Source organism: Bradyrhizobium sp. AUGA SZCCT0182, assembly GCF_018130185.1.
Lineage (GTDB): Bacteria > Pseudomonadota > Alphaproteobacteria > Rhizobiales > Xanthobacteraceae > Bradyrhizobium.
In genome coordinates, this window is record NZ_JAFCLY010000002.1 from 260,946 (window position 1) to 277,050 (window position 16,105).

Annotated in this window: 17 protein-coding genes; 12 read left to right on the plus strand and 5 right to left on the minus strand. The window is 61.9% G+C overall.

Annotation, left to right across the window (positions count from 1 at the left end; genetic code table 11):
* The first annotated feature begins 12 nt into the window (after nt 1-12).
* From JQ611_RS03575 to JQ611_RS03615, 9 genes are all read left to right on the plus strand, one after another.
* A complete protein-coding gene (locus JQ611_RS03575) occupies nt 13-1,044 on the plus strand; it encodes a LacI family DNA-binding transcriptional regulator (protein ID WP_212388792.1) in 1,032 nt (343 codons plus the stop codon).
* Between the two features lie 195 nt (nt 1,045-1,239).
* Nucleotides 1,240-3,060: an IlvD/Edd family dehydratase gene (locus JQ611_RS03580; protein WP_212464528.1), complete on the plus strand. Its 1,821-nt coding sequence runs from the start codon at nt 1,240-1,242 to the stop codon at nt 3,058-3,060.
* Nucleotides 3,061-3,179: 119 nt separating this feature from the next.
* Entirely contained in the window at nt 3,180-3,911 is a 732-nt protein-coding gene (locus JQ611_RS03585) for an SDR family oxidoreductase (protein ID WP_212464529.1), read from the plus strand.
* 26 nt (nt 3,912-3,937) lie between these two features.
* Nucleotides 3,938-4,684 (plus strand): SDR family NAD(P)-dependent oxidoreductase, encoded by a 747-nt coding sequence (locus tag JQ611_RS03590; protein WP_212388794.1) that lies wholly within the window; start codon nt 3,938-3,940, stop codon nt 4,682-4,684.
* A gap of 1 nt (nt 4,685) precedes the next feature.
* The gene (locus JQ611_RS03595; RefSeq protein WP_212388796.1) at nt 4,686-5,084 is read left to right on the plus strand and encodes a GFA family protein; all 399 of its coding nucleotides are present in this window, start codon (nt 4,686-4,688) and stop codon (nt 5,082-5,084) included.
* Nucleotides 5,085-5,136: 52 nt separating this feature from the next.
* Nucleotides 5,137-5,817, plus strand: coding sequence for a site-2 protease family protein (locus tag JQ611_RS03600; RefSeq protein WP_212270316.1), 681 nt, complete (start codon nt 5,137-5,139; stop codon nt 5,815-5,817).
* Nucleotides 5,818-5,865: 48 nt separating this feature from the next.
* Complete coding sequence (locus tag JQ611_RS03605; RefSeq protein ID WP_312010971.1) at nt 5,866-6,294, plus strand: hypothetical protein; 429 nt, start codon at nt 5,866-5,868, stop codon at nt 6,292-6,294.
* Between the two features lie 25 nt (nt 6,295-6,319).
* Complete coding sequence (locus JQ611_RS03610) at nt 6,320-6,523, plus strand: hypothetical protein (RefSeq protein WP_212270317.1); 204 nt, start codon at nt 6,320-6,322, stop codon at nt 6,521-6,523.
* 317 nt (nt 6,524-6,840) lie between these two features.
* Nucleotides 6,841-8,061 (plus strand): ABC transporter substrate-binding protein, encoded by a 1,221-nt coding sequence (locus tag JQ611_RS03615; protein ID WP_212388798.1) that lies wholly within the window; start codon nt 6,841-6,843, stop codon nt 8,059-8,061.
* Nucleotides 8,062-9,109: 1,048 nt separating this feature from the next.
* Here the strand turns inward: JQ611_RS03615 and JQ611_RS03620 are convergent.
* Entirely contained in the window at nt 9,110-9,859 is a 750-nt protein-coding gene (locus tag JQ611_RS03620; protein WP_212464530.1) for a hypothetical protein, read from the minus strand.
* Nucleotides 9,860-10,192: 333 nt separating this feature from the next.
* Between JQ611_RS03620 and JQ611_RS03625 the strand changes: the two genes are divergently transcribed.
* The 3 genes from JQ611_RS03625 (at nt 10,193) to JQ611_RS03635 (ending at nt 13,076) form a co-directional block, all read left to right on the plus strand.
* Nucleotides 10,193-11,050: a tetratricopeptide repeat protein gene (locus tag JQ611_RS03625; protein ID WP_212464531.1), complete on the plus strand. Its 858-nt coding sequence runs from the start codon at nt 10,193-10,195 to the stop codon at nt 11,048-11,050.
* A 287-nt stretch (nt 11,051-11,337) separates the two neighbouring features.
* The gene (locus JQ611_RS03630; RefSeq protein ID WP_212268799.1) at nt 11,338-11,517 is read left to right on the plus strand and encodes a hypothetical protein; all 180 of its coding nucleotides are present in this window, start codon (nt 11,338-11,340) and stop codon (nt 11,515-11,517) included.
* A gap of 353 nt (nt 11,518-11,870) precedes the next feature.
* On the plus strand, nt 11,871-13,076 hold the full coding sequence (locus JQ611_RS03635; RefSeq protein WP_212464532.1) for a serine hydrolase: 1,206 nt from the start codon (nt 11,871-11,873) through the stop codon (nt 13,074-13,076).
* A 7-nt stretch (nt 13,077-13,083) separates the two neighbouring features.
* Here JQ611_RS03635 and JQ611_RS03640 read toward each other — a convergent pair whose 3' ends face one another.
* The 4 genes from JQ611_RS03640 to JQ611_RS03655 all read right to left on the minus strand — a co-directional run bounded on the left by JQ611_RS03640 (nt 13,084) and on the right by JQ611_RS03655 (nt 16,099).
* Nucleotides 13,084-13,878, minus strand: coding sequence for an energy transducer TonB (locus tag JQ611_RS03640; RefSeq protein ID WP_212464533.1), 795 nt, complete (start codon nt 13,876-13,878; stop codon nt 13,084-13,086).
* Nucleotides 13,879-13,949: 71 nt separating this feature from the next.
* Nucleotides 13,950-14,420, minus strand: coding sequence for a TonB system transport protein ExbD (gene exbD, locus JQ611_RS03645; RefSeq protein WP_212464534.1), 471 nt, complete (start codon nt 14,418-14,420; stop codon nt 13,950-13,952).
* 3 nt (nt 14,421-14,423) lie between these two features.
* On the minus strand, nt 14,424-15,413 hold the full coding sequence (exbB, locus tag JQ611_RS03650) for a tonB-system energizer ExbB (protein ID WP_249132881.1): 990 nt from the start codon (nt 15,411-15,413) through the stop codon (nt 14,424-14,426).
* Nucleotides 15,410-16,099 carry a Fe2+-dependent dioxygenase gene (locus JQ611_RS03655; protein WP_212268803.1) on the minus strand — a complete coding sequence of 230 codons (690 nt, stop codon included), beginning with the start codon at nt 16,097-16,099 and terminating at the stop codon, nt 15,410-15,412. Before JQ611_RS03655 ends, exbB begins: the two co-directional genes overlap by 4 nt.
* Nucleotides 16,100-16,105 lie beyond the last annotated feature (6 nt).

A 16,105-nucleotide genomic window follows, 5' to 3' on the forward strand; every position in this document is an offset into this window, starting at 1 on the left:
TAAGAGCGCGGAATGGCACGAAAACCGACGAAGTCTGGCAAAATCCGCCTCACCGAGGTCGCCAAGCTGGCTGGCGTGTCGCCAATCACCGCATCCCGCTTCTTCAGAAACCCGGATGCGCTGTCGCTCGCCAAACGCGAACGCGTCGACAGCGCCGTGAAGGAACTGGGCTATGTGCCCAATCTGGCGGCGCGCGCGCTGGCCTCGCATCGCACCGAAGTCATCGGCGTCGTGATTCCGTCTTTGACCAACAGCGTGTTCGCCGACGTCTTGCGTGGCATTTACGATTCGACCGAGCTGAGCCGCTACAGCATCCAGTTGACCAATACGCGCTACAGCATCCTGCAGGAAGAGAAGATGCTGCGGCTGTTCCGGGCGCAGAAGCCGGCCGGATTGATCGTGACCGGCATCAACCAGACCGCGGAATCCCGCGTCATCCTGGAGACCATGGATTGCCCGGTCGCGCAGATCATGGAGATCGGGGACAGCCCGGTCGACATGATGATCGGCTTTTCGCATTACGACGCCGGTTTTGCGGCTATTTCGCATATTCTCGAGCAAGGGCGCCGGCGCATCGGCTTCCTCGGCGCGCGGATGGATCCCCGCGTCCAGCGGCGGTTCGACGGCTATCGCGACGCCATGAAGGCGGCCTCGCTGTTCGATCCAAACCTCGTCGTCACGACGACGGTGCCGACCACCGTGACGCTTGGCGGTACGCTGTTCGCCGATCTCATTGCGAAGACGCCTGATATCGACGCGGTGTTCTGCGTCAATGACGACCTTGCGCTCGGCGTGCTGTTCGAATGCCAGCGCCGCCAGATATCGGTTCCCGGCGAGATGGCGATTGTCGGCTTCAACGATCTGGAATTCATGGCCTCCGCCGTCCCCTCGCTCACCAGCGTGCGGACCAATCGCTACGAGATGGGCCGTCACGCCATCACCATGGTGATCGACGCGATCGAGGGCCGCCGGCCGCGGGAACCGGTCCTCGACCTTGGTTTTCAACTCATGATCCGCGAAAGTTCGACGCCGCAGACGGCTTGAAAGCCTTGTGTCACACGGCTCATGCAGGGTTGCACAGAAAATGGTAGCGCTGTCTTTTGGCGCGAACTAGGATCGAACAAGAGAGTCAGGAATTGGATGCGCGGCCGCGTTTGCAGCGGATGAAATTTTGAGCATGGTGGAAACCGCTGCCGTGATTTGAGCCGCCCTAAGCAGTTTGCAGTGCGGGAGGAACCAATGAAAAAAAATGACAATAATGGTGCCAGCAATGGCAAGGGACGGAAGCTTCGCTCCCTTGAGTGGTTTAACAACCCGCACAATCCGGGGATGACCGCGCTCTATCTGGAGCGCTATCTGAATTACGGCCTGACCCGCGAGGAATTGCAGTCCGGCAAGCCGATCATCGGCATCGCGCAGACCGGTAATGATCTGTCGCCCTGCAACCGCCACCATCTCGAACTGGCGCACCGGGTGCGCGAGGGCATCCGTATGGCCGGCGGCATTGCGATGGAATTCCCGGTACATCCGATCCAGGAAACCGGCAAGCGCCCGACCGCGGCGCTCGACCGCAACCTCGCCTATCTCGGGTTGGTTGAAATCCTGTTCGGCTACCCGCTCGATGGCGTGGTGCTGACCACCGGCTGCGACAAGACCACCCCGGCCTGCCTGATGGCGGCAGCGACCGTCAATCTGCCCGCTATCGTGCTGTCGGGCGGCCCGATGCTGAACGGCTGGTTCAACGGTGAGCGCACCGGATCCGGCACCATCGTCTGGAAGCAACGCGAACGGCTTGCCGCCGGCGAGATCGACTACAACGAATTCATCGAGATAGTGTCCTCCTCCGCGCCGTCGGTCGGCCATTGCAACACCATGGGCACGGCCTCGACCATGAACTCGCTGGCCGAGGCGCTCGGCATGTCGCTGCCGGGCTGCGCGGCGATTCCCGCTCCCTACCGCGAGCGCGGCCAGATCGCCTACGAGACCGGAAAGCGGATCGTCGAGATGGTCTGGGAGGACCTCAAACCGTCCGACATCCTGACCCGTGAGGCGTTCGAGAACTGCATCGTGGTGAACTCGGCGATCGGCGGCTCGACCAACGCGCCGATCCACATCAACGCGCTGGCGCGCCACATCGGCGTCGAGCTCTCGATCGATGACTGGCAGAAACACGGCCACGAAATCCCGATGCTGGTGAACCTGCAGCCGGCCGGCTTCTATCTTGGCGAGGAATTTCACCGCGCTGGCGGAGTGCCGACGGTGGTTCGCGAATTGATGGCGCACAAGAAAATCCATGAAGCCGTCAAAACGGTCAACGGCCGCACCATGGGCGAGAATTGCCGCGAGGCGACAAAACCCGACGGCGACGTGATCTGGAGCTACGACAAGCCGCTGGTCAAGGAGGCCGGCTTCCTGGTGTTGCGCGGCAATCTGTTCGATTCCGCGATCATGAAGACCAGCGTGATCTCCAAGGAATTCCGCGACCGCTATCTCAGCAACGCCAAGGACCTGAACGCATTCGAGGGCCGCGCCATCGTGTTCGAGGGCCCGGAGGACTATCACGACCGGATCGACGATCCCTCGCTCAATATCGACGAGCACTGCGTGCTGTTCATCCGCGGCGCCGGCCCGATCGGTTATCCCGGCGGCGCCGAAGTCGTGAACATGCAGCCGCCGGCGGCGCTGATCAAACGCGGCATCCTGGCCCTGCCCTGCATCGGCGACGGCCGGCAATCCGGCACCTCGGGCTCGCCATCGATCCTTAATGCCTCGCCGGAAGCCGCCGCCAGTGGCGGACTCGCGATCTTGAAGACCGGCGACAAGGTCCGCATCGACCTCAACAAGGGCTCAGCGAACATCCTCATTTCGGATGCGGAACTGAAGCAGCGTCACGCCGACCTCAAGGCGGGCGGCGGCTTCAAATACCCGGCGCACCAGACGCCGTGGCAGGAACTCTATCGCTCGACCGTCGGCCAGCAGGCCACCGGCGCCTGCATGGAACTCGCCACGCGCTATCAGGACATCGCCGGCACGGTCGGCGTGGCGCGGGATAATCATTGAGCCACGATGTCATTGCCGGGCTCGACCCGGCAATCCATCGCTCTTGAGAAGATGGATACGCGGGTCAAGCCCGCGTATGACACCGAAGATAATTCGCTAAGGTTCAAAGGAAGAAGAAGATGTCTGATCGACTGAAGGGAAAGCGCGCTGTCGTCACCGCCGCAGCGGCGGGCATCGGGCGTGCTTGCGCAATAGCATTTGCGCGTGAAGGCGCCACTGTCATCGCCACCGACATCAATGAAAGCGGCATCGCCACCCTGGGCAAGGAAGGCGTCGCCGAGACGGCTCGGCTCGACGTTCGCAGCACCGCCGACGTCGACGCCTTCGCCAGGCGCGTTGGAAAGATCGACATCCTGCTCAATGCGGCGGGCTTCGTGCACCACGGAACCATCATGGAGTGTTCCGAAGAAGATTGGGATTTCTCGTTCGACCTCAACGTCAAATCGATGCACCGGACCATCAAGGCGTTTTTGCCAGCCATGATCGCAGGCGGCGGCGGCAGCATCGTCAACATCTCGTCCTGCGCGGCGCTCCGGCCACCGGCCAACCGTTATGTCTATAGTGCGTCCAAGGCGGCGGTTTCGCTGCTCACGCGCGCGGTAGCGCTCGACTTCATCAATCAGGGCATCCGTTGCAACAGCATCTGCCCCGGCACCGTGGAGACGCCTTCGATGCTCGATCGCGCGGCCGCCGCTGGCCCGGATGGACGCGAGAAGTTCGTTGCCCGCCAGAAGATGGGCCGACTGGGTACCGCACAGGAAATCGCGGCCATGGCGATCTATCTTGGGAGCGACGAAAGCGCATTCACCACCGGCGTCGACCTCGTCGTCGATGGCGGCTACATGCTCTAACGGCCACGCGATCAAGGGATTCCAGCATGAACAAGATCGATCTGAACGGCCGCTGCGCGATCGTTACCGGTGGCGCGCAGGGTTTTGGGCGCGCGATCGCCGAACGCTTTGTGGCGTCCGGCGCCAAGGTGGCGATCTGGGACCATGACCTGCCGTTTGCGGAAAAAACCGCGAAGGAGATCGGCGAGAATGTCACCGCGTTCAAGGTCGACGTCTCCGACCTCGCCGCCGTCGAAGACTCCCGCGATGCGACGCTGAAGGCGTTCGGCAAGATCGACATCCTGGTCAACAATGCCGGCATCGCCGGTATCAACAAGACGGTGTGGGAAACCGACCTCGACGAATGGCGCAAGGTGATGCGCATCAATCTCGACGGCCCCTTCATCTGCTGCAAGGCCGTGGTGCCGGCGATGCTCGCCAACAAATACGGCCGCATCATCAACATCGCCTCGATTGCCGGCAAGGAAGGCAATCCCAACGCCGCGCATTATTCGGCGTCCAAGGCCGGCCTGATCGCGCTGACGAAATCGCTCGGCAAGGAACTGGCGGCGCACGACATCCTGGTCAACGCCGTGACGCCGGCAGCGGCGAAAACCGCGATCTTCGACCAGCTGACGCAGCAGCACATCGACTTCATGCTGTCGAAAATTCCGAAGGCCCGTTTCGTGCTGGTGGAAGAACTCGCCGCCATGGTGGCCTGGCTGGCATCGGAAGACTGCGCGTTCTCGACCGGCGCCGTGTTCGACATCTCCGGCGGCCGGGCGACGTATTGAAATGGGCACGATCCGGGAAGGCGGATGCCTGTGCGGCGCGGTCCGGTTCAAGACCGACGGCGAGCCGGTCAATATCCGGATCTGCCATTGCCGCAACTGCCAGAAGTCGATGGGATCGCCGTTCTTTGCCCGCGCGCTGTTCGACCAGCGCGCGCTGACGGTCGAGGGCGACACGGCGGGTTATTTATCCTCGGACGCACTCGACCGGATGTTCTGCAAGGCCTGCGGCACCCGGCTGTTTTCCCGGCGGACCAACGGCACGGTGGTCGGCGTCGCGCTTGCCGCCTTCGACGACCGCAACACCTTTGCGCCGACCGAGCACATCTGGGTCTCGGAAAAGATCGATTGGGTACGGCTCGACGACGGCCTACCGCAATACCAGGAGACGGTTCCCCAGTGACGCCGACGTGCTAGGCTGAGCCCAGCACAGCGCGTGAATCGGGGCCGATCGATTGAACATCTCATTGTACGCCGTATCGGTCTGGGTACTGCCGGTCCTGCTCGCCATCACCCTGCATGAGGCCGCCCACGCCTTTGCCGCCTATCGCCTCGGCGACAACACGGCCTGGCAACTCGGCCGGGTCAGCCTCAACCCCTTCAAGCATATCGACCCGTTCGGGACCGTCATTCTCCCCGGATTGCTGCTGCTTTCGCATTCGCCGTTCCTGTTCGGCTACGCCAAGCCCGTGCCGGTGAATTTCCGCAATTTGAACCATCCCCGGCTCGACATGGTCTGGGTGGCGCTGGCGGGCCCGGCCACCAACATCGTCCTGGCCGTGTTGGTGGCCCTTGCCTTCCATATCATGCCCCTGGTGCCCGCGAATGCGGCGCAATGGACCGCGGACAACCTCAAAAATGCGTTCCTGATCAACATCGTGCTGGCGATCTTCAACATGCTGCCGATCCCGCCGCTGGATGGCGGAAGGGTCGCGGTGGGGCTACTGCCGCGGGTGCTGGCTTACCCGCTGTCGCGGCTGGAACCCTATGGCATGCTGATCCTGATCGGCCTGCTGATCCTGCTGCCGATCCTGGGCAGCCAGCTCGGCCTAAATCTTGATGTTATTTCGGCAATACTGCGGACACTGACCGGCTATGTGATCCGCGCGCTTCTCTTTATCACGGGCAACGCTTAAACCTGAGATAGAGAACGCCGGACAAGGAGGAGTTGGCTTGGAGCCATGGTGATCAAAGCCGCCGATATGTTGATCGCACGACGCGCCGACACCCGCGCGAGGGCGGATTTTGCTACCTGGAGAATGCTCGCCAAGCTTAATGGCGCTTCCGCCCTGCCCGCCGAGGCGCAAGGTTTTCTCGTCAGCTACAAGCAGCTGCTTGAGAAGATGACGGATGCGGATGCTTCCGAGGCTACCATCCAGCTCATGTACAAGAGCTATTATGCGGAGATGGGCGGCGCCGGAACCGCACCGGAAATCCCCGCGCGATCCAGCGATCCCGCCGCCGACACCGGCAACGTCACCGCCTTTCGCAGGCCGCCTGCCAAGCCAAAGGTCGCCGCATCAGGACCACAGGCAAAACCGCGGCTTCCGGTGGCGCTGATCTTTGCGTGCCTTGTCGTCGTCTATGTCGGCATCCGCTATTACTGGCGATAGCCCGACCCTCGCGCAAGAAAGCGAAATGAGCAACGACGCAGATCCGCTTGCACAGTTCGGGATCGACGCGGTCGATCTCAGATGGACGTTGCGGGACATTGCCGGAAGGCGATCGTTCAACAAGGATCATTTGGCGAAGCTGATCGAGCTTGGCCTCGTCGCAATGCGCGGAGACGCTCCGTACCTGACGCCAATCGGGCAGAATGCGGCATGGGGGAAAGAGAGCTGACCGTGGCGCTGCATACGGTTGCAGGCCTAACGCGCGATTGCCGGGATGACGGTGATCTTCGCTGCCGTACGATGCCTCCGAGTTGCGGCTTTCTATTCCAGGGCGGAATGATTTGAATCCGCGCTGATCGACGCGATACGTCTTCGCGACATTTTCGCGTTTCAGTGGCATGCAGCGCCGGCGCGTGCGCCGAATTCACCGCGGCATGGAATATTCCCTGCAGGCACAATTCATTGCAGCAGCTAGGCGGCGAACACGATGCCGGGCATAATGGCTCTGTGAATTTGCAAACATTCAAGAATATCCCTGGAGGGGAAATGAAGCGATCCATTGCAGCCTTGGTGATGACCACGAGCCTGGTATTTGCAGGGGGAGCGTTTGCGCAAACGCTCGACAAGGTCGTCAAGGTCGGAAGCCTCGGCGATCAATCAGGCCTGTACGCCGACATCGGCGGCCCCGGCTCCAGCGTCGCCGCGCAGATGGCGATCGATGATTCCGGTTTGCTGGCGAAAGGCTGGAAGATCGAACTGATCTCGGCGGATCACCAGAACAAGCCTGATGTCGGCGTCAACATCGGCAAGCAGTGGATCGACGTCGAGAAGGTCGACGTGTTCGTCGATCTCGCCAGCTCCGGCGTTGGCCTTGCGATCTCAAACCTTGCCAAGGACAAGAACGTCGTCAATTTGAACTCCGGTTCGGCGTCGTCGGACCTGACCGGCGCGCAATGCTCGCCGAACACGATTCACTGGGTCTACGACACCTGGATGCTGGCCAACGGCACCGGCAAGGCGCTGGTCAAGTCGGGCGGCGACAGCTGGTTCTTCCTGACGGCGGACTACGCCTTCGGTCACGCGCTCGAACGCGATACGGCGGCGGTCGTCACCGCCAATGGCGGCAAGGTGCTCGGCGGCGTCAAGCATCCGCTCAACAATGCCGACTTCTCCTCTTTCCTGCTGCAGGCGCAGAGCTCGAAGGCGAAGATCATCGGCCTTGCCAATGCCGGCGGCGACACCACCAACTCGATCAAGCAGGCGGCGGAGTTCGGCATCGTCTCCGGCGGGCAGAAGCTCGCGGGCATGCTGATGTTCATCACCGACGTTCATGCGCTCGGGCTGAAGGTCGCGCAGGGCCTGAACTTCACCGAGACGTTCTATTGGGACGCCAACGACAAGACCCGCGCGTTCACCAAGCGCTTCAATGAAAAGCACAAGAAGGGCCCGCCCACCATGGTGCAGGCCGGCGTCTATTCCTCGCTGATCCATTACTTCAAGGCACTGGAAGCGCTCGGCGGCAACCCGCATGACGGCCGCGCGGTGGTCGCCAAGATGAAGGAAATGCCGACCGACGACGACCTGTTTGGCAAGGGCACGGTCCGTGCCGATGGACGCAAGATCCATCCGGCCTATCTGTTCGAGGTGAAGAAGCCGGCGGATTCGAAATATCCGTGGGACTATTACAACCTCGTCGCCACCATCCCGGCCGAGGAAGCCTTCATTCCACTCGACAAGAGCGTCTGCCCGATGCTGAAGAAGACCTGATCCGGCGGATCGTCCCAAGTGCAAAATGCCGGCGAGCGATCGCCGGCATTTTTGTTGGGCGATCGGTTGGCCCCTTCCCTCGCGACGACGCGAAACAGGATCCGTCGCGAGATGTTCTGATTCAGTTTTCATACAGCCCGCCCTATCGTCGTCCCGGCGAACTCAGATGCGCAATTGCGCATCGGGGGACCCATACCGCGTGATCTCTCGGTGAAGGCTCGGTAGCAGAGACCATCCGCAAAACTTCTTCCTGTGGTTATGGGTCCCGGCTCAAGGCCGGGACGACAGCGGTGTTTGTCATTGCACCATCATCCAAACGCGACTTCGCGATCTCGCGACGCATTGCGCCCGAGCTTTGCCAGAAATTCCTTGCCCTCGAAGACAGAGGGCGCAGGGAAGACCGGGTGCGCGCTGCACCCGCGGTCTCGCGTGCGGTTTGCACAAAACAAGGTGCACACGAGCATACAGGTCCAGCGGAGAACACCCGGCCTTCCCTGCGCAATGGCTTTACGGCTTATGCCGTGCTCTCCCCGGAGACGAGTTCTTGGTTGACTCCGTCACCGCCGGTTCAGCTTGCGCTTAGCCGACGGCTTGACGCCAGCAACGGGCGCCAGGACCACACGGTTTTGCCGTACGCTTAGTCCACGCCGTCGTCTCAGCGCAAACAAGCGTCCATCGCAACCCGCCCAACGTCCGTGACGACGGCCGACGCCCTTCTGACCAGGACGGGATGGCGATAGATGCGCACTGATTTGGGTCGGCCGACAACAGAAATATTTTTGATTTACAGAAATTTTCTACTTGACACGATTTCTGATACTCAGAATTGATTTGCCCGTCGGGTTGATTTGTCGCACCTGGGCCGCAAAATAGCGCTTGCTCGCGAAGCGACGCAGCAAGCTCGGTCGGGCGGATCTCAAACTAAAGAGGATCGACTACAGTCTGCGAATGGTGCGGCGCGTGTCCGATGGTTCTCGCCGAGCGGATTTCGACCGGTAGGCCGGAAGCGACGCGAATGACCCAAAGGAGGCAGCCAATAGATACTTTCTCACTTACCCGAACGCACCCATGCCTTGTAGAACTCCAAAATTGATCGCGGCTTTGTCACGTTGCACCGCTTGATCCTGGGCGACCTTGCCGGATCGTCGGGAAAATCGATAAACATCAGGGATTGGTTTCGCTCGTCCCACCGCGCAACATTTGACCGGCTCATTCCATATGTAAACTTGATGACACCATCGTCGATGCCCGTGATATTGCCCGCAAAACTGCTAGAGCCACCTTCGGCTTCGACAACTACGCTTTTCGTGACGCGATCGAAAGTTATGAAAAATAAACCGGTATCGCCTTGGCAAGTGAGCGAAAATGCATCTACGGCATCTCTACGTTTCGGGTCGAATGGCTCGGATTGCCAAAATGACGATAGCATTGTTCTGCCAGTCACCTCCGTGCAGGGGTGTCGCAAATAAGGTCTTCCCAGTTCACCGGCAGGCATTCCCGGCCACGTTATCTCTTTGCGCTCGCGGTTGAAGAAAAGCAGGATACGTCCGCCATTGGCCCTCAGGCTAAGCTCCAGCTGCGCACCACTCGTCGCAATGATTTCACCCGTAACTATGTTGCCACCAGCGCGTTCCCATACGACGTAGTTTGTCTCAAGGTCGTAGGTTACGAAGTAAGGTTGCTGCTGCAGATAGAATTTGCCGTCGCAGTGAATGGACGTTGGTTCGGCTTTTGCCGGCACGACGCAAGCCAGAAGTATGCCGATTAATAAAATATGGAGGCGCATGACCACGACCATTCTAGGTTGCCGTCTCCTTATAATGCCGCAAAAGTTTATGCTGCGATAATGCGACGCGGGGTTTCTTGTTCTTTCAGTGAAGAGCGCGCAACTTCCGGATCCGGCACATTTGAGACTTGACGGTCGGCTCTCACGATGTCTGCTGACTGGGGTGGACCGGAAGATGCCGGTCAATCGACAAACCGCCGCGATTGACCCGACGCGGAAACCGAGCGTCCAATCATCGCTGATGAACCATTTGTTCTGCGACCCCGACTAAGGGACAAATGAACGTCCGGAGAATGGCGGTCGGTTGTTCCGGCTGCTCCGACCAACGTGCGGAGACCACGTGCGATGCAGATGCGCTTCTCAACATACCGGTTGCTAGCATGCATGGCCGTGGTGGTTCTCGCCGGGTTGCCGAGAGTGGCAGCCGCAGACGAGTTGGATTTCTGCATAAAACTGTCAGATGACCTCGCGGTCACAGAGTGCTCGCGCGCCATCGATTCGCACCAATACACCGGGCGAAACCTCGCGCGGCTGCATACGCGTCGCGGCGGGGCGTACCAGGCACAGGGTGACGTCAACCGCGCAGTGGCTGACTACAACGAGTCGATGCGGATCGATCCGACGTATCCGGCTGCGTACAGCAACCGCGGCAACATTTGGTTCCACAAAGGCGACTTCGACCGGGCCATCGCGGACTATAACCAGGCGATCCAGCTCGATCCGAAATATGGGGTCGCCTACGCCAACCGCGGCAGCGCCTTGGGGGCCAAGGGTGACCTCGACCGGGCCATCGCGGACTTCAACCGGGCGATCGAGATCGATCCGAAAGATGCTGAAGCGCACTACGGCCGCGGCCGCGCCTGGGGCGCCGGGGGCAAATACGACCGGGCGGTCGCGGACTATAACCAGGCGATCGAGCTAAATCCGAAATATGCGCGCGCCTACGTCAACCGCGGCAGCGCCTGGGGCAACAGGGGCGACCTCGACCGGGCCATTGCGGATTACAACGAGGCGATCCGGCTCGATCCGAAAATTGCCAAAGCCTATTACAACCGCGGCGTTGCGTGGGAGAAGAAACGCAGTCTGCAAGCGGCATTGGCTGACTTCAAGATGCACTCTCAACTCGCTCCGGCCGATCCAGACGGCCTGAAGGCTGTGAAGCGCGTATCGAAAGAATTGAGCAAGATGACGGGGCGGCGCTGACATGGTTTGACGTCTGGAAGTGGCACTTGTCGGACCTGACATACACGATCGGTGATGCCCGCTGATTGTTGACGAGCGGAAGTTCGCAGCACGCAGTCAAAGTGACGCGACTGAACCCAAGCCGACATAAGCGGGAAGATTTCGCTGCCACGCCCAAGCTTATAGGCGAGCGCCCCGGTTAAATCAGACATTTTGTGATGGCCGTCACATACCGACGAGAGCGGTGATGCCAGATATGGCCGCATCGGCGCGGATGATCGCGGCGGCTAATTCAAAGGGGAAATGCGATGACTGGAAATGCAATCAACGCTAAGAGCGAAGCTCTGGAACTGCACGAGTTGTCCTCCGAGGAGCTCGATGCGGCGTCTGGCGGCAACAAGGTGAAGGTCAAAGAACAGGAAAACCGAGAGCAGCTGCAGGCGATGAAGACATTCGCCCAGGTACTCCAGCAAGCGGGTCAGATCTAAATCAAAGGAGAACCCCCTCCACAAGGACGGGTGGTACCCGCGTGGAAGCGGCGGCGGCTCGGGAGGCCGCTGTGCTGCGATTGCTCACAGCGGCTAATGGCACTTTTGCGACGTGGTGAACGGCACGACGATGTCCGGTCCCGCAGGCATACCCGACTTCCCGCGCGCCGGTCTGGACTTCTCAGTTTGCCCCTGGGCGGACATTCGCACATCCCCTGACGGGGCTATGTCTCCGTATCGTCGGCCGTCAGCATGCCAGCGGGACCAGGCCAGGTCAAACCAACTTGATTTGCTTTGCAAACGCGCCGTTCCCGGGCGATTTGGCCGTCGTCTCAACGAACGAGGGCGTAGTCATGGCCAATCCTGCACCGACGAATGCCGCTGATGACGCCGCCCCGGAGCGGGCGGCTCCGAACCACTGGAACACGACATCCGAAAACCAGCCGCCGACCTTCCGCAACCAGGACCAGGTCTGGCCGGTGCGCGTCATCCGGCGCGGCGACGCGGTACGGCCGCTCCCACCGCACGCCCATTCGCTCGCGGACCTGAGCTTTGAGGTGGGCGGGGTGCGCCTCGGCCTCAGCGACCACATGGCCCGCCGCCGCATGGCCGGGCTGCTGATCCTGAAGCATGGCGAGATTGCGCTGGAATGCTACGGCATGGGCAACGGCCCGGAGAGCCGGTGGGTCAGCATGTCGACCGCGAAGTCGATCACCGCGACGCTCGCCGGGGCGGCGCTCCACGATGGCGCGATCGGCAGCCTTGACGATCGCTGCGAGCAATACCTGCCGCGGCTGCGCGGCTCGGCTTACGAGGGCGTCACGATTCGTAACCTCCTTCGGATGTGCTCCGGTGTGGCCTGGCGCGAGCACGACGATGCAGACGGACGGTCAGACTGCACTCGCCTGGTCAAGGCCATGGTGAGACGGCGGCCAGGCTCCGTCCTCGACCTCCTGTGCAAACTGCCGCGCGCACAGCCGCAGGGCACAGTCTTCAACTATTCGACCGGCGAGAGTTACCTGATTGGCGCGTTGGTCGCGGCCGCAACAGCCCGGCCCCTGGCCGACTACTGCGCTGAGAAGATCTGGGGACCTGCCGGCATGGAGGCCGATGGGTATTGGCAACTTGACTCTGAAGGCGGCCTGGAGCTCGCCGGGTTTGGCGTCAGCGCACGCCTGAGCGACTTCGGCCGCTTCGGCCAGCTGGTGCTGGAGGATGGCGAAGCCTTCAATGGGCAGCGGGTCCTTCCGCCCGGCTGGCGCGATCTCGCCGGACAGCCCGACAGCGCCCCCACCGGCTTCGGTCGGCTCATGCCCGGTTCGCCGTTGGGATACGGCTACCACTGGTGGGCGATGCCGCCCTTGCCGGGCGGCGTCAGCAACGGTGTCTTTTCGGCGAATGGCGACTATGGCCAGATCATCGTCGTCAATCCGGCCGAGCAGGTGGTCGTCGCAATCCAGAGCGCGTGGCGTCAACCTGAGGACGGCGACGCCAAGCTCGAAATCGTCGCGATGATCAGAGCCGCGGTGCGCGCGCTCCGAACGGAGCCGGCGTCGTAGGCCCCGCTCAGCCCTTCTTCGATTTGACGCGGAAGATCACCGGCACGGTAAAGCTCAACCCCTCGTCCGCGATCAATGGCGGCGGCGCGGGCACGGGATCGGAGCGCCGCACCATTGAGAGTGCGGCCTCGTCGAACGCGGCGTCGCCGGATCCTTTTTCGATGCTGACCGAAAGCACGCGCCCCATCCGGTCCAGCGTGAAACGAACAGCGATTTCGGCGGCCTGTTGTGCGCGATACTTTGGATATTTCTTGTGCTTGTCGAGATGGGCGGACAGTTCCTTCTGCCAGGTCGCACGCACGCGGCGCGCCGTCTCGCCGCTGCCGATGGCCGGTGCGATCGAGCGCGGCCCCTCCGGGATCGCCTCGGAACTGGGGGTGGCGGTTGCTTCTGACGCGACTGACTCCGTCGAGGCTGCGGTCTGCACCGCCGCGATCTTCGGATCGTCTTCCTTGGGTTTTTTCGACTCGGTCTCCGTCACCACCCGGTCCGCTTCTTCGGGTTCGGTTGGCTTGTCCTGCGGCAGCTCGGTTTCCTTGACCTCGGCCTTCTGCTCGGCGAGCTGAGGTGACGCCGTCGACGCATCCGTATCGGGGCCTGGCGGCAGATCGGTCACCTCGCGATGGACCGAGGCCATTTCGAGCCCGATCTCGATCGCCTGCGCGCCAAGCGCGTCGTCCGCCTCTTCGGTCTGCAGATGCGAGATCGCCAGCGCCGCGCCGCCGATGTGAAGCGCGAGCGCGCAGACGCCTGCGAAAATCCAGAGCCGCCGGGACGTCGTTTGTTCGTCAAGGTCAGTCATCAGTTACCCGTAGCGTTTTCAAGCGAAGTGGGTACCGGTTCGCGTGAAGAAAACGCGTCAAAAATAAAGAATCAAGGCTTCGATTCGGCCGGCGCTGCCGGCAAGGCCGCCGCATCCGGAACGCCTTCGAGTGTCACCAGCTTGAGCTTGGAATAACCGCCGGCGCGCAGGATCTCCAGCACGTCCATCAACTCGCCATAGGGCACCGCGCGGTCGGCGCGCAGGAACACATATTTATCCTTGCTCATATCCGGCATCGCGTCGAGCGAGCGCACCAGGTCGACCCGCTTGACCAGGTTCTCGCCGATCGCAACCGCCAGATCCGGCTTGATGCTCACGTAAGTCGGCTTGTCCGGCTTCTTCTGCGGGGTCGCGGTCGATGTCGGCAGATCGATCGGAAGATCGACGGTCGAGAGCGGCGCCGCCACCATGAAGATGATCAGGAGGACGAGCATGACGTCGATGAACGGCGTGACGTTGATCTCGTGCGATTCCGCAAAATCGCTGTCGTCGTCGTCGCTGTCTGCGATTGAAGCGCCCATCGCCTACTCCGCTGCCGTGCGGGAATGCGAACCGCCGACATGGGTGCGATCGAGATCGCGCGACAGCAGCCGTCCCGCGGCGCCCGACGCGCGGCCGACCAGTTCCAGGTAGCCCTTGGTCACGCGCGAAAAGTGATTGTAGATGATGACGGCGGGGATCGCGGCGACCAGACCGATCGCGGTCGCCAGCAGCGCTTCGGCGATACCGGGCGCCACCACGGCCAGATTCGTCGTCTGCGATTTCGAGATGCCGATGAAGCTGTTCATGATGCCCCAGACCGTGCCAAACAGTCCGACGAAGGGCGACGTTGCGCCGATGGTGGCGAGCAGGCCCATGCCGAGCCGGATCCGCCGCGCCTCGGCGCGCACGATCTCGGCGAAGCTCGACGCCGCGCGCTCCTTGATGCCGGCGTCGCTCGAGATACCCGCCGACAGGCGCGCTTCGCGCATCGCGGCCGCGAGCAACGACGACAGCACGCTACCCTTCGCGCCCAGCGCGAATTGCGCTTCCGCAAGCGAGCGGGCGTCGCTGATCTTGTTAAGCGCGTTGCGCAGCTTGCGCTGGATGACGGTCATCTCGATCATCTTGGCGATGAAGATGGTCCAGGTCAGCAGCGAGGCAAAGGCGAGACCGATCATGACCGCCTTGACCAGCACGTCCGCCGACTTGAACATGGACCACGGCGACAATTCGCGGAGCTCCGCAGCGGCGGCCTTCAGCAGCTTGTCACGCTCGGCCGGCGCCGCGGTGGCTTCTGCCGCCGGGGATGCGGCGTTTGGCGCTGCGGCCGCCGACGGCGCGGGAGCCTGAACGGCCGGAGGTTGTGCGGCCGGCGCGGCGGGCTGCTGCCCCGCCGCCGGAGCTTGCTGAACCACAGGCGCGGGCGGCGCTGCAGGCGCCATCTTCTGCTGGGCCGACGAAGGCACGGTCGACGAAAGCATCGCCAGGGCGGCGATCACGGCAACGGTGGTGCGAACAATTATGGAATTCATACTTCGGCCCAGTAGCGGATTAGGTTGTGATAGATACCGGTCAATTTGACCGTTTCAGGGTCATCCCGCCCAAGTCGCTCTACCAATGCCTGGATCGCGGTATCGAGATCGAAGATCAGGCTGCGGGCGTGAGCATCCCGTACCATGCTCTGCAGCCAGAAAAAAGATGCGACACGCATACCTCGTGTGACCGGCGTCACCAGATGCAAACTAGAAGCAGGATAAAGAACCATGTCCCCGGCCGGGAGCTTGATTTCCTGGGAGCCATAGCGGTCCTCGACCACCAGTTCGCCGCCGTCGTACTCGTCGGGTTCCGACAAAAACAACGTAACCGACAGGTCGGTCCGGATCCGCAAGCCGGTCAGGGTGTCGCCCCGCACCGCGTTGTCGACATGGACACCGAAATGATGTCCGTCGGAGGCGGCGTAGCGGTTGAACAGCGGCGGAAAGATCTGCAGCGGGATCGCCGCCGAGATGAATCTCGGGCTCGCCGTCAGCGCCGACAGCACGCGATGGCCGAGCTTGCGGGCGACCTCGCTGTCCGGCGGCAATTGCTCGTTGCGCTTGACCAACGCGGACTGCGCGCCAGCGGTGGAACGACCATCCTCCCACGCACTCTCATCCATGATGCGGCGGAAGTCCGCCACATCAGCCTTATCAAGCACCGCGGGGATGCAGATCAGCATGCCACC